Origin of the sequence: Shewanella jiangmenensis (assembly GCF_018596335.1) — a bacterium.
Taxonomy (GTDB): Bacteria; Pseudomonadota; Gammaproteobacteria; order Enterobacterales; family Shewanellaceae; genus Shewanella; species Shewanella jiangmenensis.
The window spans coordinates 1,117,775-1,137,441 of the sequence record NZ_JAHEPS010000001.1 but is presented as its reverse complement, the minus strand read 5'-3'; the positions used below and the strand labels follow the sequence as shown (position 1 = coordinate 1,137,441).

Below are 19,667 nucleotides of genomic sequence, written 5' to 3'. Positions count from 1 at the left end.
CATGTTGTCACGGAAAGTAGAGATTTGGGTGGGACTGTTTCTGCTTGCTGGTATCGCGGCATTTTTGGTGTTGGTGTTTAAGGTTGCCAACGTTGAAGTGCAGGCCGGTAACAGCAGTTACACCCTGTATGCCAGGTTCACCAACGTCGGTGGCCTGAAGGTGCGTTCTCCGGTCAAGGTCGGTGGCGTGGTGGTGGGCAGGGTCAGCCAGATTGAGCTGGATCCCGAGCGCCTGGTCGCCGTGGTTACCCTGAATATGGACGGACGTTACCGTAATTTTCCCGAGTCCAGCAGCCTGTCGATTCTGACCTCTGGCTTACTGGGTGAACAGTTCCTCGGCCTGACGCCGGGGTTTGTGGATGATGAAAGTGTCATGCTGAAGGATGGCGACCGGATTGCCGACACCAAGTCGGCGCTGGTACTGGAAGACCTGATTGGTCAGTTCCTTTACAGCATGGGTAAGAAGGATTAACAGGAGACACATGATGTTACGTGCATTGTTATTGATGGTCCTCAGTGTGATTGGTCTGCAAGCCGAGGCCGCGTCCGTTGACAGTAAAAACCCTTACGAGATGATCCAGGCGGTGGCCGACAAAACCTTTAATCGCTTCCATGCGGACAAGGCCAAAATCGATGCCGATCCGAATCACCTGAAAGTGATTGTCCGTGAAGAGTTGATGCCTTACATCGACTTCAAGTACGCCTCTTATAAAGTGCTGGGTCAGTATCTCAAAGAAACCAGCGAAGCCGAGCGTGACCGTTTCGTCACCGCCTTTGAAGGCTATCTGGTGGCCACCTACGCCCAGGCCTTCACCGAGTACACCAACCAAACGGTTGAATATGCGCCGGCGGCGAACTTCAGCGATGAAAAGATTGTCGATGTAAATGTGCGCATCATCGAAGCTGGCCGCCCGCCAATCAAACTGCTGTTCAAGGCCCGCCGTCTGAAAGATGACAGCTGGAAAGCGTTTGATTTGGTTGCCGAAGGCGTGAGCCTGCTGCAGTCCAAGCAGTCCGAAATCACCACGCTTATTCGTCAGAAGGGTATCGATAATGTGATTACCATGCTGAACGAAAAGGCCGCCGCGTCTGTGGCCAAAGAGGCCAAGGCGGCAGCCAAGTGATAACTCTGTCTCTGGATGGTGAAACCTGCGCCGTGGCAGGACGGCTCGACCATGGCGTAGTGAAGGCGCTGTGGTCTGAGGCCGACGCTCTGGTGCCCCGCGTGGCAACGCGGCTTGATTTGCGGCAGCTGTCTTACAGCGACAGCGCCGGTATCGCCTTTTTACTCGAGTTGTGGCAACGTGCCCAAAAACGGGGCCAGACACTGACATTGGTGCAGCCGTCGCCTCAGCTTGGTAAACTAATTGCCCTTTACGATTTACAAGCCTTCTTCCACGAAGAAGCCTAGCGCAGCAATAAGGTTCAGTTCATCCATGGATTGCAAACAGATTGAAGAAATTTTGACCCAGGCTTTGGGTTTGGAGGAAGTGCATGTCACTTCCGACGGCAGTCACTATCAGGTGGTTGCCGTGGGCGAGTGTTTCGATGGTATGAGCCGCATCAAGCAGCAGCAGGCCATCTACGCCCCTCTGATGGAACAGATCACCAGTGGTGCTCTGCACGCTCTGAGCATCAAGACGTTCACGCCAACCCAATGGAAGCGTGAAAAAATCTTCAACATGCCACTCTGAGAGACTCCTCGTGGATAAGCTTTCGATTCAATCCGGCGGCGCGCTCGCCGGCAGTGTTGTTATTTCCGGTGCCAAAAACGCCGCCCTGCCAATTCTGATGGCCGGCGTGCTCGCCGATGGCGAGTTTGTGCTGACCAATGTGCCTAACCTCAAAGACGTGGACACCAGCTGCAAGCTGCTGCGCTGCCTTGGTGCCGAGGTGAGTCATGAGGCCGGTACTGTGCGTATCGACCCAAGCAACATCAATCATTTTGTCGCGCCTTATGAGCTGGTGAAAACCATGCGCGCCTCTATCCTGATCCTTGGCCCGCTGCTGGCACGTTACGGCACAGCCGATGTGTCGCTGCCCGGTGGCTGTGCCATCGGTGCCCGCCCGGTGAACCTGCACCTGCACGGTTTGGAGCAGATGGGCGCCAAAATCGAGGTGAAAGAAGGCTATATCAAGGCCCGTGTGGATGGCCGCCTCAAAGGCGCGCACATCTTTATGGACATGGTCAGTGTTGGTGCCACCGAAAACCTGCTGATGGCTGCGGCGCTGGCCGACGGTGAAACCGTAATTGAAAACGCCGCCCGTGAGCCAGAGGTGATTGATCTCGCCAACTGTCTGGTGGCCATGGGTGCCAAGATCAGCGGTATCGGTTCGGCGACGCTGCGCATTACCGGTGTTGAGCGCCTTAATGGCTGCGAATATCGGGTGATGCCAGACCGTATCGAAACCGGTACCTTCCTGGTGGCTGCCGCAGTAACCCGTGGCAGCATCCGCTGTGAAAGCGCCGATCCTTCATCTCTGGAAGCAGTGCTTGCCAAGCTTGAGGATGCCGGCGCCGAGATCCGTACCGGCAAAGACTGGATTGAGCTTGATATGAAGGGCAAGCGCCCGAAGGCGGTCAACATCAAGACCGCGCCTTATCCGGCGTTCCCGACCGACATGCAGGCGCAGTTCTGTGTGCTCAACTGTCTGGCCGAAGGCAGCGGTACCATCATTGAGACCATTTTCGAAAACCGCTTTATGCACGTGCCGGAGCTGATGCGTATGGGTGCCGACATGGAGCTTGAAGGTCACACCTGTATCGTTCACGGTGTGGAGCGTCTGAGCGGCGCTCAGGTGATGGCGACAGATCTGCGCGCTTCTGCCAGTTTGGTGATTGCCGGTCTGATGGCCGATGGAAATACAGTGGTTGACCGTATTTACCACCTTGACCGCGGTTACGAGCACATCGAAACCAAGTTTGAGGGCCTCGGTGGCAAGGTAGTACGCATTAAGTAAGCCTAACTTACTATTCATAAAAACCGCCTTGACCGGCGGTTTTTTTGTTATAGGATGGTTATCGAAAGGTGGGAAAATATGGTCGGAGTCAAGGACATGATGAAAATCGCAAGGTGGGCGGTACCGGCATTGTTGTTAATCGCGGCACTGGCAAGTTACCTCGCCGGCGCCAAACTGCCCTCGATGGTGCTGCTGGCGCTGGGGGTATGTTTCGAGATGGCGTTTTGGGTGCGGTTGGTGGATTTGGCCAGCCCGTCCGATAAAGGCTAAGTGGTGCTTTCTGCCTCAGCTACGCTTGATATATAATCTTCGCTTGGTACATAAGCTGCGTTTAACGCAATAAAATGCCCGGATTTACCGGGCATTTTTGTGTCTGTAATTTATCGATTAGCTCCGCTCGAATACGCCATGAGCAAGCTAAGCCACTTCAAGCAAATCAGTTATATTCGGCAACCTTTTCACCCACGATAACCGGCACCTTGTAGGGTTGGCCCTGGCGTATCACAGTCATTATCACTTCAGTGCCCGGCTTGGTTTCGGCTATCCGGTCCATCAGCATTTCAGAGCTGGTCACGGTTTCAGCGGCGTATTCAATGATGACATCACGGGGCAGTAGATTGGCCGCGGCGGCCGGACCTGAACGGTCTACTCCGGTGATGAGCACTCCCTGCACCTCAGGCAACTTAAGCACCTGCGCCATATAAGCGGTGACGGCTTCGCCGGAAATCCCCAGCGCGCCGCGGATCACCCGGCCATTTTCAATCAGTTTGCCCATGATGGAATAGGCCAGACGAATCGGAATGGCAAAGCTGATGCCATTGCTGCCACCACCGCCGCCAATCTGAAACGCAGCGGTGTTGATACCGATAAGATCGCCACTGGTGTCGATAAGAGCGCCGCCCGAGTTACCGGCGTTGATGGCAGCATCGGTCTGTAAAAAGTCCTGATAACCCGAGCTCAAGCCGTTACGGCCGGTGGCACTGATAATGCCTTGGGTGATGGTCTGGCCGAGGTTATAGGGGTTGCCGATGGCGAGCACCACGTCACCGACCTGGGGCAGGCTGTTGAGGTTCAGCGGAACCACAGGCAGCTTGTCGCCATCAATTTTAAGCACGCTAAGGTCGGTTTCAGGATCTGAACCCACCACTTCGGCGCTGAAACGGCGACCATCCTGCAGTGCAATCACGATTTCATCGGCTTTTTTAATCACATGATAGTTGGTGAGAATGTAGCCTTCTTTGCTCATGATGACCCCTGAGCCCAGGCCCTGCAGGGCACCAGACGCCAGCGGCTGACGCTGATCTATGCTGATGTTGTAGATATTGGCGACCGCAGGCGCCGCTTTACGCACCGCCTTGGCAAAGGACAGCTCCACCGTGCCTTCGCCATGGCTGCGATACAGGTTGTCGTGATCTTTGACCAGATATTGCTGCGCCAGCAAAAACACAGCGGCCATGACCAGGCCAAACAGGACGGCTTTTCCGAGATAGAGCAGAGTGCTTTTCATGGAGGCGGCGAGATTATTCAAATAGTTGAACTAGATTAACACGATTCAAAACAATAAGCCCAGCCGGAGGGCTGGGCTTATGGGGCTGTCAGCGGTTAACGCAGAACCAGGTATCTCAGGCTCTTGTCGCGCAGGATCTTAAGCGCGGCGGCGCCATCCTGCTCTTTCAATTGCTCCTTGAGCGCCTTGAGATCCTTCACCGGCGTGCGGTTCACCCCGACTATGATGTCGCCCTTGCGAAGGCCGCTCAGTGCTGCCGGCGAGCCTTCCTGCACGTCGGTGATTTCAATGCCATTGGAGCCAGACTCCAGCTTGGCGCCGGCCAGCTGAGGATGCAGTTCATCGGCAGCGGCGGTTTGCTCTGAGGCTTCGCCCAGCGTCACCTTAACGGCTTTATCTTTACCGTCGCGGATAAGGCCAAGCTCCACTTCGCTGCCGGCGCCCTGGGTGCCGACTTTAGCGCGAAGTTCCTGGAAGCTCTTGATCTTACGGCCATTAATGCTGACGATGATGTCACCTGCCTTAATGCCCGCTTTTTCAGCGGCGCTGCCGGGCATGACCTCGTTAACGAAGGCGCCGTGCTGGGAGTCGAGGCCAAAACCTTCGGCAAGCTTGCTGTCGAGTTCACGGCCGGAAATACCAAGCACGCCACGGCGAACCTCACCGTGCTCGATAATCTGGTCAACCAGCGAGTGCATCATGTTGGCCGGAATGGCAAAACCAATCCCCACGTTACCGCCGCCCGGGGCCACGATTGCGGTGTTGATACCAATCAGCTCGCCGCGCAGGTTCACCAGCGCGCCGCCCGAGTTACCGCTGTTGATGGCGGCATCGGTTTGAATAAAGTTTTCAAGCATTTCAATGCCAAGGCCGCTGCGACCCAGCGCAGACACTATGCCCGAGGTAACGGTTTGACCGAGACCAAAGGGATTGCCGATGGCCACGGCAAAATCACCTACATGGATGGCGTCGGAGTCGGCCGATTTAATCGCGGTCAGTTTGTCGGCCTTGATTTGCAGCAGTGCAATATCCGACTCGCTGTCGGTACCAATCAGCTTGGCCTCGAATTCACGGCCATCGAGCAGACCAATCTGAATGGTGTCGGCGCCGTCAATCACGTGATTGTTGGTGACAATGTAGCCCTTGTCGGCATCGATGATGACGCCTGAGCCAAGACCGCGGAAGGGGCGCTCACGCACTTGCTCCTGTGGGGCATTAGGACCGAAGAAATAACGGAATACGTCCGGTACCCGCTGCTTGGACACCTGGGTGCCAGATACCGCCACCGAGACTACCGCCGGGGTGGTTTGTTCCAGCATAGGCGCTAGGCTTGGTAACTGCTGACCATCCACGGCGACCGGTAAAGATGCGTGAGCGGGCAGGGTGCCGAGAGTCAGGCTGGCACCGAGAATAGCGGCGGAAATAAGTGAAAGTTTGGTTTTCATCTGTTTCATTGCTCCAATTCGGGGATCGGTTTCAAGGTGACTGTCTGTACTGGACTGTATTCACGAGACTGTTCACCTGTATAACCCTTCCGACCTGCGTGTAACAACAAAGTTCGTCACGATTAACAAAGGTTAATTCCCCTTTCATCTGCGTTTTGAACTACTTGAATACTGGCCATCTTAGCCGGTGCGGGCTTTTACCTGAGCCTGTCCGGCGTGTTAACATTCAGCCAAATTGTTATATGGCCCCAAGAGAAGAATTCAAGTGTCCGAGCTTACCCCCTGGCAGCATTATCAGCAGGATTTGTTACGGGAAGGTTTTTCCCACGACGGCGCGCAGGAAGCCGCAGTCAAGGCATTGCAGGGCGTTTACGATGCCCTGCTGGCCAGCGAAAATCACAGCAGCCTGATTGGCCGCCTCGGCAGCCGTTTTGGTATGGCGGCGAAAAAGCCCTATGTCAAAGGCCTTTATCTTTGGGGCGGCGTAGGCCGGGGCAAGACTTACCTGATGGACACCTTTTATGAGGCGTTGCCGTTTGAGCGCAAGTTAAGGGCGCACTTTCACCGTTTTATGCATCAGGTGCATCTGGATCTCGATCGTTTGAAAGGTACCCGCGATCCTTTGCTGGTGATTGCCAAAGAGATGGCCGCCAAGGTGCGGGTGATTTGCTTCGATGAGTTTTTTGTTTCTGACATTACCGATGCCATGCTGCTCGGCACCCTGTTTGAAGCCCTGTTTGCCGAGGGCGTAGTGCTGGTTGCCACGTCGAACATCATTCCGGACGATTTGTACCGCAACGGGTTGCAGCGGGCGCGTTTCCTTCCCGCCATTGCGCTGATAAATCAGCACTGCGCCGTGCTCAATGTCGATTCGGGTATCGACTATCGCCTGCGAACCCTCGAGCAGGCCGAGATTTACCACTACCCGCTCGATGAGGCGGCCGAGGCGAATTTGCTGCGCTACTTCTCCCAGCTTGCGCCCGAGTCTGAGGTGCAAATCGAGCCGATTGAGATTGAAGGCCGTAACCTTAATATCCGTAAGCAGGCGCAGGGCGTGCTGCTTGCTGATTTTCGTGCCCTGTGCGATGGGCCGCGCAGCCAGCGTGACTATATGGAGCTCGCCAGGCTTTACCACACTGTGCTGCTGTCGGGCGTCGAGCAGATGGGCGCCCAGCAAACCGGTGATGACATTGCCCGGCGCTTCCTCGCCCTGGTGGATGAGTTTTATGAGCGACACGTAAAGCTCATCATTTCGGCCGAAGTAGCGCTGGAAGATATCTACACCGATGGTTTGCTCAGTTTTGAGTTCCGCCGCTGCCGCTCTCGTTTGATTGAAATGCAATCAAGGGATTATCTGGCGCTGGAACATTTACCGTAAGCGGGCAAGGCCGCGGATCCTCGCGATCTTTTTTGATTTTGGTCATAAAAAGCAGGTGATTTTTAACCCAGCCTTCGCTATAATTCGCGACCTGCCCACGTTACCTCCGCCGAAGAGGCGGAAATCAAAGCCGATTTCCCTACTCGAAGGGGTACTGGAAAAGGCAAATGTGTTATCCGGGGTCGGATAACATGTGTGACAGAATTTAACTTTGGGTTTTTGTAATAATGAAGACTTTTACTGCCAAGCCAGAAACTGTATCTCGTGACTGGTACGTTGTTGACGCCGAAGGTAAGACTCTGGGTCGCATCGCTACTGAAATTGCTCGCCGTCTGCGCGGTAAGCACAAGCCTGAGTACACTCCTCACGTTGACACCGGTGACTACATCATCGTTATCAACGCCGAGAAAGTGACCGTGACTGGCAACAAAGCTGCAGGCAAGATGTACTACTCTCACTCTGGTTTCCCAGGTGGCATCAAAGAAATCAACTTTGAAAAGCTGCAGGCGCACAAGCCAGAAATGATCATCGAGAAAGCAGTCAAGGGTATGTTGCCAAAAGGCCCTCTGGGTCGTGATATGTTCCGCAAGCTGAAAGTATACGCTGGCGCTGAGCATAACCACGCTGCACAACAACCTCAAGTTCTTGATATCTAAACGGGATTAAGTAAATGGCTGCTACTCAGTACTACGGCACTGGCCGTCGCAAAACTTCTACCGCTCGCGTATTCGCTAAAGTAGGCAGCGGTAACATCATCGTTAACAAGCGTCCTCTGGATGTTTACTTCGGTCGTGAGACTGCTCGTATGGTTGTTCGTCAGCCGCTCGAGCTGGTTGAAATGACTGAAAAACTGGACATCTATGTCACTGTTAAGGGCGGTGGTATCACTGGCCAAGCCGGTGCCATCCGTCACGGTATCACCCGCGCTCTGATGGAGCTGGACGAGTCTCTGCGTCCTACTCTGCGTGCCGCTGGTTTCGTTACCCGTGATGCCCGTAAGGTTGAGCGTAAGAAAGTCGGTCTGCGTAAAGCTCGTCGTAGACCACAGTTCTCCAAGCGTTAATTCGCTGCGAGTCTGCAAAAAACCCGGCCTTTGCCGGGTTTTTTATTATCAGGCGAAAACGGCTTTTGGCGGTTAGGATGGCGTTTTAACCCGATCCGCTGCTTACACTGTTTTGTGGTTAACACAATCCCGCAGCTTGCAGATTTATCGGAATGAAATCAGTGCCTTTCGGTAATGCATAGCGTAATTTCTGCCAACTTGCGTACAGCGGCGCTGATTATTTTTTCATAAATCCCTTGCCCATCCCCCCCCGAAATCTGCTAAAATTCTGCTTTAACCGCAACCTTGCAGCAAACAATGGGCAAAAACGTAGTTGTTCTCGGCACTCAATGGGGTGACGAGGGAAAAGGTAAGATTGTCGACCTTCTCACTGAACAGGCAAAATACGTAGTTCGTTATCAGGGCGGCCACAACGCTGGTCACACTCTGGTAATCGATGGTGTCAAAACCGTTCTTCATCTGATCCCTTCAGGCATCCTGCGCGATAATGTGAAATGCATTATCGGTAACGGTGTTGTGCTGGCTCCAGACGCGCTGATGAAAGAAATCAGCATGCTCAAAGAGCGTGGCGTACCGGTTGAAGAGCGTCTGCTGATCTCCGAGGCTTGTCCTCTGATCCTGCCATTCCACTGTGCTCTGGATATCGCCCGTGAAAAGGCCCGTGGCAACAAAGCCATCGGTACTACCGGTCGTGGTATCGGTCCAGCCTACGAAGACAAAGTTTCCCGTCGCGGTCTGCGCGTAGGTGACTTGTTCAATCCTGAGCTGTTTGCCGAAAAACTCAAAGAAGTGATGAAGTATCACAACTTCATGCTGACCGAGTACTACGGTGTTGAAGCCGTTGATTACCAGAAGACGCTGGATGACGCGCTGGCGCTGGCTGATTACCTCAAGGCCATGTGTGTTGATGTAACCGATATGCTGGACAATGCCCGCAAAGCCGGTGAAAACATTCTGTTTGAAGGCGCTCAGGGTACTCTGCTTGACATCGACCACGGTACTTATCCGTTCGTGACCTCGTCCAACACCACCGCAGGTGGCGTTGCTACCGGTAGTGGTTTCGGCCCATGTCACCTGGACTATGTACTGGGTATCATGAAGGCGTACACCACCCGCGTGGGTGCAGGTCCATTCCCGACTGAACTGACCTGTGAAATCGGCGATCACTTGGGTACCAAGGGTCACGAGTTCGGTGCCACCACCGGCCGTAAACGTCGTCCGGGCTGGCTCGATGCCGTTGCCATGAAGCGTGCAATCCAGATCAACAGCCTGACAGGTATCTGCCTGACCAAGCTGGACGTACTGGATGGCCTGAAAGAAGTGAAGATTTGCGTAGGTTATCAGCTGGCCGATGGCACTGTATCTACCGTTACGCCTCTCGCTGCTGAAGGTTACGAGCAGGTAACACCTGTGTACGAAACTCTGCCAGGCTGGAGCGACAACACCTTTGGTGTGACCTCCATGGATCAGCTGCCACAAGCGGCGGTCAATTACATCAAGCGCATCGAGGAAATCCTCGAGACGCCAATCGACATCATCTCTACCGGTCCAGATCGGAATGAGACTTTTATTCGGGTGAGCCCGTTTAACTGATGCCTGCGGGCAGCTGTCAATTTGATTGATGTACATTAAGGCCGCGAAAGCGGCCTTTTTCATGCCCCTGACCTTTGGCGGCCTGCTCAAGATTTGGGTTATACTGCCGATGAAAGGGAATGTTTGCCCAGTTTCGGAACTTGCTATGTTGCGTGTTATGTCAGCCCTGTTGTTAGTCGTCTCGCCCATTACTCTGGCGGCGGAGGCTGTGGATGTGTATACCCAGGAGCAATTGCTCGAGCTAATTCGCTCGCAAAAGCATCTGGAGCAGGTTAAAAAAGTTGATGACTGCCAGTTGGTGCAGGACATTGAAGCCCGGGCTGAAGTGCTTAAACAGCCGCTCTATCAGTATTTGTGGGGCGAGATGTTTATCCACGGCACCTGCGTCAAGCAGGATGCGCCGCGTGGCCTAGCGCTTTTGAAAGCGTCGGCCGGGCAGGGCAGCACAGAGGCAATGCTGCAGATTGCCCGCTATTACGAGCAGGGCAAATACGTACTGAAGAACAAACATCGTTCGGTACAATATCTTTACCCCGCCGCTGCCAACGGCGACCAACAGGCGCGCATGATGCTGGTGCGCCTTTATAACGAAGGGTTTGGCAGCCCCAGAGACTATGAAATGGCATACCACTGGCTTTATAACGAGGTTTTCAACGATCAGAAAACCAAAGACCAGGCTTGGGGATTGCTGAAAAAACTCGAATCGAAAATGCCCGCCAGCGCCGTGGCCAGAGCCCGGGGCGAGCATTTATGGAATTACTGACATCCGTAATTTACGCGGATGAAACCAATGGAAACTGAATGATTAACGATCCGCATTTTGAGCGTGAACAAGAAAAGTACGACAACCCCATCCCCAGCCGGGAATTTATTCTCGAGTATCTGAGATCGCAAACCGCACCCCAATCCCGAGACCGGATTGCCGAGGCGCTGAAAATCCACGACGAAGAACGTCTTGAAGCCTTGCGCCGCCGCCTGCGTGCCATGGAGCGTGACGGTGAACTGGTGTTCACCCGCGGCCAGTGTTATGGCCTGCCTGAGCGCATGGATTTGCTGGCCGGCACAGTGCTCGGTCACAAAGATGGCTTTGGTTTTTTCCGCCCGGATAACGGCGGTGATGACCTCTTTATCAATGAGCGCGATATGCAGCTCTACTTCCACGGCGACAAGGTGTTGGCGCAGCCTGCGGGCTATGACCGCAAAGGCCGCCGTGATGCCCGCATCGTGCGGCTGCTGGCCGAGCGCACCGCTGCGCTGGTCGGCCGCTTTTACGTGGATGCCGGTATGGCGTTCGTGGTGGCCGATGACAAGCGCATCCCCCACGAAATCCTGATTGCCAACGAAGATAAAAATGGCGCCCGCCACGGCGATGTGGTGGTGGTCGAGCTGACCCGCCGTCCTGGCCGCTACGTGCGAGCCGGTGGTAAGGTCACCGAGGTGCTGGGCAAACAGATGGCACCTGGGATGGAAATCCAGATTGCCCTTCGCAATTACGATCTGCCCCACGAATGGTCGTCGGTCATCGAGAAAAAACTGCGCCGTATTCCCGATTTTGTCACCGATGAAGAAAAGGCCGGTCGTGTTGATTTGCGCCAACTGCCGCTGGTAACCATAGACGGAGAAGATGCCCGCGACTTTGACGATGCCGTGTATGCCGAGCGCAAACGCGGTGGCGGCTGGCGCCTGTGGGTGGCGATTGCCGACGTGAGCCACTATGTGCGCACTGACTCGGCCCTCGATAAAGAGGCCCGCGCCCGTGGCAACTCGGTGTACTTCCCGTCGCAGGTGATCCCCATGTTGCCGGAGAAGCTCTCCAACGGCCTGTGCTCGCTCAATCCGGGTGTAGACCGCCTGTGTATGGTGGCCGAGATGACCATCTCTGCCAAAGGCGGGTTGTCGGGTTACAAGTTTTATCCGGCGGTAATGCACTCCCATGCCCGTTTCACCTATACCCAGGTGGCGGCCATGCTCGACGGCGGCGAAGTGAAAGACGAGCACAAGGCGCTGTTCCCGCACCTTCAAGTGCTGCAGGAACTGTACCTGTGTCTGGATGAGCAGCGTGCCGAGCGCGGTGCTATCGCCTTCGAGACCCTGGAAACGCAGTTTATCTTCAATGAAGAGAGAAAAATTGACCGCATAGTGCCGCGAGCGCGCAATCAGGCACACAAGATAATCGAAGAGTGCATGATCCTCGCCAACGTCGCGGCGGCCAAGTTTGTGATTAAACACAAGGGCGAAGTGCTGTACCGGGTGCACGAAAAGCCCTCTGAGCAGAAGCTGACCCAGTTCAAAGACTTCCTCGCCGAGCGTGGTTTGTCGATGGAAGGCGGCCTTGAGCCTGAGCCTGCCCATTATCAGGCGCTGATGGCCAAGGTGGAAGGTCGCCCGGATGCTGAGCTTATTCAGGTGATGCTGCTGCGCTCCATGCGTCAGGCTATCTACACCCCGGATAACGAAGGTCACTTCGGTCTGGCGCTGGAGGCTTACAGCCACTTTACCTCGCCGATTCGCCGCTATCCTGATCTGGTGCTGCACCGGGTTATCCGTTACCTGCTTGCCAAAGAGCAGGGCGAAGCCAGCGAAAAATGGACTGCGGATGGCGGTTATCATTACCAAATTGAAGAGCTGGATCTGCTCGGTGAAGAGTGCTCCACCACTGAGCGGCGCGCCGATGAGGCGACCCGTGATGTGTCCGATTGGCTTAAGTGCGAGTTTATGCAAGACCACGTGGGCGACAGTTTCAGCGGCGTGATTGCCTCTGTGACCAGCTTTGGCCTGTTTGTGCGCCTCGATGAGCTGTTTATCGATGGTTTGGTGCATATCTCAAGCCTTGGCAGCGACTACTTCCAGTACGATCCACAGCGCCAGCGCCTGATTGGCGAAAACTCAGGCCAAATCTACCAGATTGGCGATCCGGTTGCGGTGAAGGTGGCCTCGGTCAACCTCGACGACCGGCAAATCGATTTGCAGATGGAAGGCGAGGGCATGGCCAGACGCAAGGGCGGCAAAAAGCCGATGTCGGCCCGTGAGCGAACCAATGCCGAAGGTGCCCGCAGCCGTGACGGTAAAGATGCCAAGGGCGGCAGTGTGCGCAGCAAGCTTGCCAGTGGCAAACTTGCGGGTGGTAAAGCCGGCGCCAAAGAAGCGAAGAGCAAAGACGGCAACAAATCCAAAAAAGCGGCCGAGCATAAGCCCAAGGCCGCCAAGCGAGTTAAGAGAAAGAAATAAATGAAAAAACAGGAACTGGTGTTTGGCATCCACGCGGTGGAATCTGTGCTCAAACACGCGCCTGAGCGCGTGCTCGAGCTGTGGCTGCTCAGTGGTCGCCAGGACGAGCGGGTATTGCCGCTGATTGAAATCGCCCAGAGCTGGGGCATCAAGGCGCAGCCTGCTGCCCGTAAAACGCTGGACGAAAAAGCTGAAAGCACACAGCATCAGGGCGTTATCATCCGGGTGCGTCCGGCCAAGGTGCTGACCGAGAACGATCTCGAGGAGCTGCTGGATAACACCGAAATGCCATTTTTGCTCATTCTCGATGGCGTGACCGACCCGCATAACCTGGGCGCTTGTCTGCGAAATGCCGACGCTGCCGGTGTACATGGGGTGATAGTACCCAAGGATAACTCCGCCGGTCTTACGCCGACCGTAAGCAAAGTAGCCTGCGGCGCCGCCGAGGTGATCCCGCTGTTTCAGGTGACCAACCTTGCCCGCACCATGAAGCGGCTGCAGGAGCGCGGCGTATGGATTGCCGGCACCGCTGGCGAGGCCGACTCGACCCTGTTTGAAGCCAACCTCAAAGGCCCGCTGGCAATCGCCATGGGCGCTGAGGGCAAGGGGTTACGCCGCTTAAGCCGTGAGTGCTGCGACACCCTGATCTCCATTCCGATGGCGGGCACAGTTTCGAGCCTGAACGTGTCGGTGGCGACCGGCATTTGCCTGTTTGAAGTGGTGCGCCAGCGCATCGGCTAAGACGCTCTTAAACCGAGATACTAAAAAGGATTGCCATGGCAATCCTTTTTTATTGGGCTGATTAATTGGGCGGAAGTTACTCTGATTGAACCGCTGCCGATAAAGCTACTGAAAGGTATAGAGCAGGTTAAAGGTGGTCATGGTGTCGGTTTGTTTACTGCCTTCAGGCACCACGTCGGTGTACTTAAGGTTCATGCCCACTTTGAACGCCAAGTCCTGAAACAGGATGTTCTTGTAGCCAAGCTCCAGGGTGATGGCATTGTTTTCACGGCCGTTTTCACTGACTAGATCGGCGGTAAAACTGCTGTATTCGTGGATGCGCTGCTCGAATTTAGCGGCGCTGCGCAAGATTATGTCTTTGGTGGCTTCCGGCGCCGGGTCGGTATCTGTCGCCTGTGGCAGGCTGTACTGATAACCCGGGCCGAATTCGAGTTTAAGCTTGGTGGCATAGCGGTTTATCACATCAAAACCATAACCCACAGAGCCGGTATAAAGGCGGGTGTAGGAGCCAAACTCGTCCCAGGTGCCTTCACCGCGGGCAAAGTAGTAACCCGACTCGACCTTGTAGTTTGACTGAAACTGAGTGTCGTACTTTTCGGCCGTGGTTTTTTCGGCATCGGAGGCAAAATAGGCTTTGACCACGGCTTCCTGTTTGGCTTTTTTGGTGTCGTACACCAGCTTGGTGCGGCCGTTAAAGCTGCTGGATTCGGTGTTGCCTGTGTTGAGCTGCAGACCCGCTTCCACTTCGGCGGTAAAGCCGCTGGCAGGCTCCTGATACTCAGGTGGGATCAGCGCGTTGGCTGAAAAGGCAGTTAACAGCGAGGTGGCACTGAGCAAGCGTAAAATAGTCATTCTGGCGGCCCGTATACTCCTTTAAGAACAAACGTCCGAAAACGGACGCTGCGACGCGGCTTCATCATACCTTTGATGTGGGTCAGGTCAAAGGTATTGCTTGTGTTTTGCGCTGCGTTTATGTAGTATTTCGCGCCTTATCAGCCCTTTTGAATTCGTTCCTTGCCTCTAAACTTGGTCCGGCTGAGCCAAACACGAGGCTACAAACCCGTAAGGAGCAATAAATGCGTCATTACGAAATCGTATTTATGGTTCACCCTGATCAGAGTGAACAAGTTGCTGGTATGATCGAGCGTTACACCGGTGTTATCACCGACGCTAACGGTAAGATCCACCGCCTGGAAGACTGGGGTCGTCGTCAACTGGCTTACCCAATTCAGGATCTGCACAAGGCTCACTATGTTCTGATGAACGTTGAAGCCACTGCCGAGTCTGTTGAAGAGCTGGAGACTGCTTTCCGTTTCAACGACGCTGTTCTGCGTAGCATGGTAATGCGCACCAAGGGTGCCATCACTGAAGCTTCTCCAATGGCTAAAGCCCGTGATGAGCGTGACGCTCGTCGTGCTGCTGCCAGCGAGAAAGTGGCTGACTTCGAAGAATCCGAAGAAAACGCTGAAGAATCTGCCGAGTAATTGCTGTTGGTGACCGCCAACGCCTTGGTGTTGACTGGCTCGGTTTTACGGGTCAGACGCTTTAAAAGCCCCGCAGGTATCCCACATTGTGTGGTACAGCTGGAACACCGAAGCCAACGTTTTGATGCAAATTTGCCCCGAAACGTCTACTGCCAAATTCAGGCAGTCATGAGCGGTCAGCACTTTGAGTGCATCACAGACAAATTGCAGGCAGGCATGGAGATCCAGGTACAGGGTTTCCTTTCGACTCAACAGAATCGAAATGGACAAAGTCGCTTGGTACTGCATGCCGAAAATGTCGAATTGAAATCTTAGGAGACTGTCACATGGCACGTTATTTCCGTCGTCGCAAGTTCTGCCGTTTCACCGCTGAAGGTGTTGCAGAGATCGATTACAAAGATATTGCTACTCTGAAGAACTACATCACTGAGAGCGGCAAAATCGTTCCTAGCCGTATCACCGGTACCAGCGCTAAGTACCAGCGCCAACTGGCTCGCGCCATCAAGCGCGCTCGTTATCTTTCTCTGCTGCCATACACTGATCTGCATCAGTAATCCCAGCATTGAAGCCTAATCGAATAGAGAGGATTTGATAATGAACGTTATTCTGCTTGATAAAATCGCAAACCTGGGCAACCTGGGTGACCAGGTGTCTGTAAAGGCTGGTTACGCTCGTAACTTCCTGCTGCCACAGGGCAAGGCTGTTGTAGCCAACACCGAAAACGTAAAAGTTTTCGAAGCCCGTCGTGCCGAGCTGGAAGCCAAACTGGCTGCTGACCTGGCTGCTGCCACTGCCCGTGCTGAGAAAATCTCTGCTCTGGACGCAGTTGTTATCGCTTCTAAAGCTGGTGACGAAGGCAAGCTGTTCGGTTCTGTTGGTACTCGCGACATCGCTGACGCCGTTACCGCTGCTGGCGTAGAACTGGCTAAAGCCGAAGTTCGTCTGCCACACGGTGCCCTGCGCACTACTGGCGACTTCGAAGTTGAAGTACAGCTGCACACCGAAGTGAAAGCCGTTGTTAAAGTAACTGTTGTTGCTGAATAATCGCTTTTAAGCTTCAAAGAAAACACCGCCGAAAGGCGGTGTTTTTTTATGGCTTTTTCGCAGTGAGTTTACATCAGGTGCCCGCAAATACTGCGGGCACCTGCACCCTTCATCAGAAGTTATATCTGACGGTAAAGCTTGCGTAACGTGGAGACTGGAAGTTACGGGCGTTCAGGAACTCTGGGTTCTGTGTCGGATCTGCACGGTCAATATCGCCGGTTTCGACGTATTCGGTGACGCGATCCTGATTGAGTACGTTGAACACCTGCATCTGCAGCGTCAGCTTATCATCCGCCCAGTGGGGCACGTAGGTCAGACCCAAATCCAGCTTGTGGGTCCAAGGGGTGCGCCCATATTGGCCACGGTAGGTAGGTTGATGCTCGCCGTTTTCATCCACGCAGAAGAACGCAGAGGCTGAGTAGCCCTGTAAGCCTGATTGATCAACACCTAAGTCATCAGTAAGAGGCACAAAACCGTTACAGTTGACGGGGCGACCAGAGCTTAAGTTGAAGTTCGCTGACACGGACAGTTCATCGGTAATGTAGTAGGCGCCGATAAACTTAAATTGATGTCTGCGATCGTTTGGCAGATAGCCATAAGCGTTTTCCTGGAACAGTGGGTGGTCGAAGTCCTGGGTCAGACCCGCATCATCCTGCTCGAGGGTAGAGTTGACGTAACCTTCAATGTTGCCTTCACTCTTAGACCAAGTGTATGACGCGTCCATATACCAATCGTCGCTACTGGCCTTGGCTAAGTTCAGCTCAATGGCCTTGTACGTGCGGTCATATTTTTGCAAGCCAATGTAGGAATTTGGCACTGTCACTTCGGTGAGATTTCCGTCATTGTTCAAATCCATCTTTAAGCGGAAATCTTTGCCTGGGTTCATGATCAGACAGCCAGCCATTGTGTTTTCATCAAATTGGTCGTAGCCGTTATCCTCTGCCCAGTCAATAAATGGTTGATGAGAGCAGTAGTCGTCCATACCATCTTTAACTTCGCGATGGATCAATTTGATACCGGCGGTCCAGTCTTCATTCAGTGCCAGCTGATAGCCGATGATAAGCTCATCCTGATGCATAGGATCCAAATCGGTTACCGCTATGGTACCCGGATCTGGCGCCGTACGGGGGTCGAATGCGCCTTCACCAATTTCATCTCCAATAGTAATTGGCACACCAGTTACCGGATCTATGCCTTCAAAATAGAAGTATTGGATGTCGAACCATTCAACACCAGCGGCGCGGATGTTGGTGTTGGCTGCGACGGGAATATAGTAGCGTCCCCAGGTACCGTAGAGTTTTTGCGTTGAATCGCCAGAGAGGTCGTAAGACAGGCCAAGACGCGGTGCGATGCTGTTTTCAGCTTCAACGAAGGCCACGCCATCGGCGTTACGGTTAACAAAGCTTTCACTGCGAAGGCCGGCATAAACCAAAAGTTCATCAGTTGCTTGCCATGAGTCTTCGACGAAAAAGGCTGTGTTTTCCACTTCAAAATTCGCGGACTTAGAACCACGATCCCACGTACGAACGTACTCAGTACCAGCAGGTACGGTTACGCCATTGACGCGACCTCTCGAGGTAAAATAGCGGAAATATTTATTGTCAAAGCCGACCCCTGTCTGCGCGGTGCCAGCTGCACCAGACTCCCACTGCTCTATGTCAGCACCTGCTCTGAGGGTGTGATCTCCAAGTACCCAGTCGAGGGAGAAACGGTAGGACAACCTTTCGTCTGTATCTGGTCCGAATTCGGGATCTACGATATTAGCTTGGTTTGTGTTCCAGCAACCAAGGTAGGCCAGGTTGCTGGAGCTTGGGCCTCGGCTATCCCATACCCTTGGACATTCAAAGCCTTTAAGCGCGATGGGGTCGTTATAAATCTCGTTTTTCATCGAGCCAATCAATGCTGATACGGTAAAATTATCGGTCAGCGCGGCGGTGTATTTACCGATAAAAATGTCTCCGCCAGAGTGAGCGGTACGGATTGAATCAGCATCGAGTTCCCCATGTTCACCTGTGTGGGTGTAATCACCGTCAGGATACTTATAAGGGGTAATGTCCAGCTCTTCTTTATTTCTCAGAGCCGTGAACTCTAATGTTTGCTCGTCGGTAATGTTCCAGTCGAGCTTTAACAGCATTTTGGGTGAATTGTTTGTGGTTGCTTGGGAGGTTTCACCGCTGGTGCTAAAGGTATCTGTCGTATTGTGTTTGCCCTCAAACATTGCATAGAAAAACAGTTTGTCTTCTATCAAGGGGCCGCTACCGTGAACAACATACGAGAATTTGTCGTTTTGGTTTTGTGAGCGATAGGCTAAATAGGGGTTTAAATCCCCAGTTTCAGGATGCACAAGTGGCTCTTTTCTTAAAGCATCTCTGCCAGAGGCTCTCAGCGAGTCTGGTGTGTAGTAGACTGCGCCACCAAATTCCCAATCGTTGGTACCGCGCTTGGTTACTACGGCAACTACGCCACCCAAAGAGCGACCATATTCGGCGCCGTAACCACCGGTTTTAACCTGCTGCTGGGCAACCGCATCGTAGGGCAGATCGGCAAAATCCAGCAGAGTACGGGTGTTGGTGACGTCAAAACCGTTGAGGAAATATCCGTTTTCCGCTACGGATGAACCGCCAAACGCTGCCAAATTACCGAAACCTGAGTCACCCTGAACTGTGCCTGGTGCCAAGAGTGCAACCGAGGTCAGGTCACGTCCAACGGGCAGCAGTTCAACCTGATCTGCCATATAAACGGTAGTGGACTCTACAGAGCTGGTATCGATTGACGATATGCGGCTGCCAACAATCGAAATGACTTCAGTTGTGCCGCCACCGAAATAGGCGGATGCACCGGTACCAATAGCAACCAGTACTTCATGGGATTCACCGCCACTGGATACGGTATAGACACCGGGTTGGACATTAGAGATGTTGTACTTACCGTCGGCAGAAACAACAACTTCGCGTTTGATACCGGTTTTGGGGTTAACCAGAGTAACGGTTGAGCCTGCCTTAGCAGTACCGTAAACAGAACCCGTGGTGTTATCCGCAAAAGCCGGTGCTTGTATGGCTAGTAGCGTGGTGATTGAGGCCGCCAGCAGCGAGCGGCGGAAAGTTGTTTTATTCATGATCAGCATTCCTTTGAACGTTTGTATTTATAGTTTCATAGGCTTATCCGCTATGGCTGCGGATTTGCTGTCATAACATCTCATAATTGTTTGTTGATTGTAAATAAT

The 19,667-nt window shown here is 53.7% G+C and carries 21 protein-coding genes; 17 read left to right on the top strand and 4 right to left on the bottom strand.

All coding sequences use genetic code 11. The features are described from left to right. Position 1 precedes the first annotated feature (1 nt). The 6 genes from mlaD (at position 2) to KJI95_RS05070 (ending at position 3,231) form a co-directional block, all read left to right on the top strand. Positions 2-472, top strand: a complete 471-nt coding sequence (gene mlaD, locus KJI95_RS05095) for an outer membrane lipid asymmetry maintenance protein MlaD (RefSeq protein ID WP_214506048.1) — start codon at positions 2-4, stop codon at positions 470-472. A gap of 10 nt (positions 473-482) precedes the next feature. Next, on the top strand, positions 483-1,124 hold the full coding sequence (locus tag KJI95_RS05090; RefSeq protein ID WP_432653776.1) for an MlaC/ttg2D family ABC transporter substrate-binding protein: 642 nt from the start codon (positions 483-485) through the stop codon (positions 1,122-1,124). Then, positions 1,121-1,411: an STAS domain-containing protein gene (locus KJI95_RS05085; protein WP_214506047.1), complete on the top strand. Its 291-nt coding sequence runs from the start codon at positions 1,121-1,123 to the stop codon at positions 1,409-1,411. Before KJI95_RS05090 ends, KJI95_RS05085 begins: the two co-directional genes overlap by 4 nt. Before the next feature lie 25 nt (positions 1,412-1,436). Beyond that, complete coding sequence (locus KJI95_RS05080; RefSeq protein ID WP_214506046.1) at positions 1,437-1,694, top strand: BolA family protein; 258 nt, start codon at positions 1,437-1,439, stop codon at positions 1,692-1,694. 10 nt (positions 1,695-1,704) lie between these two features. Beyond that, the gene (gene murA, locus KJI95_RS05075) at positions 1,705-2,961 is read left to right on the top strand and encodes a UDP-N-acetylglucosamine 1-carboxyvinyltransferase (RefSeq protein WP_214506045.1); all 1,257 of its coding nucleotides are present in this window, start codon (positions 1,705-1,707) and stop codon (positions 2,959-2,961) included. A 96-nt stretch (positions 2,962-3,057) separates the two neighbouring features. Further along, positions 3,058-3,231: a hypothetical protein gene (locus tag KJI95_RS05070; protein ID WP_214506044.1), complete on the top strand. Its 174-nt coding sequence runs from the start codon at positions 3,058-3,060 to the stop codon at positions 3,229-3,231. Positions 3,232-3,397: 166 nt separating this feature from the next. Here the strand turns inward: KJI95_RS05070 and degS are convergent, their stop codons facing one another. Both degS and KJI95_RS05060 read right to left on the bottom strand, forming a co-directional pair. Beyond that, complete coding sequence (degS, locus tag KJI95_RS05065; protein WP_214506043.1) at positions 3,398-4,468, bottom strand: outer membrane-stress sensor serine endopeptidase DegS; 1,071 nt, start codon at positions 4,466-4,468, stop codon at positions 3,398-3,400. A 95-nt stretch (positions 4,469-4,563) separates the two neighbouring features. Further along, the gene (locus KJI95_RS05060; protein WP_214506042.1) at positions 4,564-5,913 is read right to left on the bottom strand and encodes a DegQ family serine endoprotease; all 1,350 of its coding nucleotides are present in this window, start codon (positions 5,911-5,913) and stop codon (positions 4,564-4,566) included. A 265-nt stretch (positions 5,914-6,178) separates the two neighbouring features. Between KJI95_RS05060 and zapE the strand changes: the two genes are divergently transcribed. The 7 genes from zapE to rlmB all read left to right on the top strand — a co-directional run bounded on the left by zapE (position 6,179) and on the right by rlmB (position 13,916). After that, positions 6,179-7,291, top strand: a complete 1,113-nt coding sequence (zapE, locus tag KJI95_RS05055; protein WP_214506041.1) for a cell division protein ZapE — start codon at positions 6,179-6,181, stop codon at positions 7,289-7,291. A gap of 227 nt (positions 7,292-7,518) precedes the next feature. Next, the gene (gene rplM, locus KJI95_RS05050) at positions 7,519-7,947 is read left to right on the top strand and encodes a 50S ribosomal protein L13 (protein ID WP_214506040.1); all 429 of its coding nucleotides are present in this window, start codon (positions 7,519-7,521) and stop codon (positions 7,945-7,947) included. Positions 7,948-7,961: 14 nt separating this feature from the next. After that, the gene (gene rpsI, locus KJI95_RS05045; RefSeq protein WP_214506039.1) at positions 7,962-8,354 is read left to right on the top strand and encodes a 30S ribosomal protein S9; all 393 of its coding nucleotides are present in this window, start codon (positions 7,962-7,964) and stop codon (positions 8,352-8,354) included. A gap of 297 nt (positions 8,355-8,651) precedes the next feature. Continuing rightward, a complete protein-coding gene (locus KJI95_RS05040) occupies positions 8,652-9,947 on the top strand; it encodes an adenylosuccinate synthase (RefSeq protein ID WP_214506038.1) in 1,296 nt (431 codons plus the stop codon). A gap of 145 nt (positions 9,948-10,092) precedes the next feature. Then, positions 10,093-10,710: a tetratricopeptide repeat protein gene (locus KJI95_RS05035; RefSeq protein WP_214506037.1), complete on the top strand. Its 618-nt coding sequence runs from the start codon at positions 10,093-10,095 to the stop codon at positions 10,708-10,710. A 38-nt stretch (positions 10,711-10,748) separates the two neighbouring features. Next, positions 10,749-13,175 carry a ribonuclease R gene (gene rnr, locus KJI95_RS05030; RefSeq protein ID WP_214506036.1) on the top strand — a complete coding sequence of 809 codons (2,427 nt, stop codon included), beginning with the start codon at positions 10,749-10,751 and terminating at the stop codon, positions 13,173-13,175. Next, positions 13,176-13,916, top strand: a complete 741-nt coding sequence (gene rlmB, locus KJI95_RS05025; RefSeq protein ID WP_214506035.1) for a 23S rRNA (guanosine(2251)-2'-O)-methyltransferase RlmB — start codon at positions 13,176-13,178, stop codon at positions 13,914-13,916. Positions 13,917-14,021: 105 nt separating this feature from the next. On the opposite strand, the gene KJI95_RS05020 is transcribed toward rlmB, so the two are convergent. Then, positions 14,022-14,768 carry a DUF481 domain-containing protein gene (locus KJI95_RS05020; protein ID WP_250885564.1) on the bottom strand — a complete coding sequence of 249 codons (747 nt, stop codon included), beginning with the start codon at positions 14,766-14,768 and terminating at the stop codon, positions 14,022-14,024. 224 nt (positions 14,769-14,992) lie between these two features. Here KJI95_RS05020 and rpsF point away from each other — a divergent pair, with 224 nt between their 5' ends. The 4 genes from rpsF to rplI are packed head-to-tail and all read left to right on the top strand — an operon-like array spanning position 14,993 to position 16,444. Then, on the top strand, positions 14,993-15,400 hold the full coding sequence (gene rpsF, locus KJI95_RS05015) for a 30S ribosomal protein S6 (protein ID WP_214506034.1): 408 nt from the start codon (positions 14,993-14,995) through the stop codon (positions 15,398-15,400). Between the two features lie 9 nt (positions 15,401-15,409). Then, positions 15,410-15,715 carry a primosomal replication protein N gene (gene priB / locus KJI95_RS05010; RefSeq protein ID WP_214506200.1) on the top strand — a complete coding sequence of 102 codons (306 nt, stop codon included), beginning with the start codon at positions 15,410-15,412 and terminating at the stop codon, positions 15,713-15,715. 11 nt (positions 15,716-15,726) lie between these two features. After that, positions 15,727-15,954, top strand: a complete 228-nt coding sequence (gene rpsR, locus KJI95_RS05005; protein WP_011761169.1) for a 30S ribosomal protein S18 — start codon at positions 15,727-15,729, stop codon at positions 15,952-15,954. A 40-nt stretch (positions 15,955-15,994) separates the two neighbouring features. Further along, on the top strand, positions 15,995-16,444 hold the full coding sequence (gene rplI / locus KJI95_RS05000) for a 50S ribosomal protein L9 (protein ID WP_214506033.1): 450 nt from the start codon (positions 15,995-15,997) through the stop codon (positions 16,442-16,444). 112 nt (positions 16,445-16,556) lie between these two features. Here the strand turns inward: rplI and KJI95_RS04995 are convergent, their stop codons facing one another. Then, complete coding sequence (locus tag KJI95_RS04995) at positions 16,557-19,559, bottom strand: TonB-dependent receptor (RefSeq protein ID WP_214506032.1); 3,003 nt, start codon at positions 19,557-19,559, stop codon at positions 16,557-16,559. Positions 19,560-19,667 lie beyond the last annotated feature (108 nt).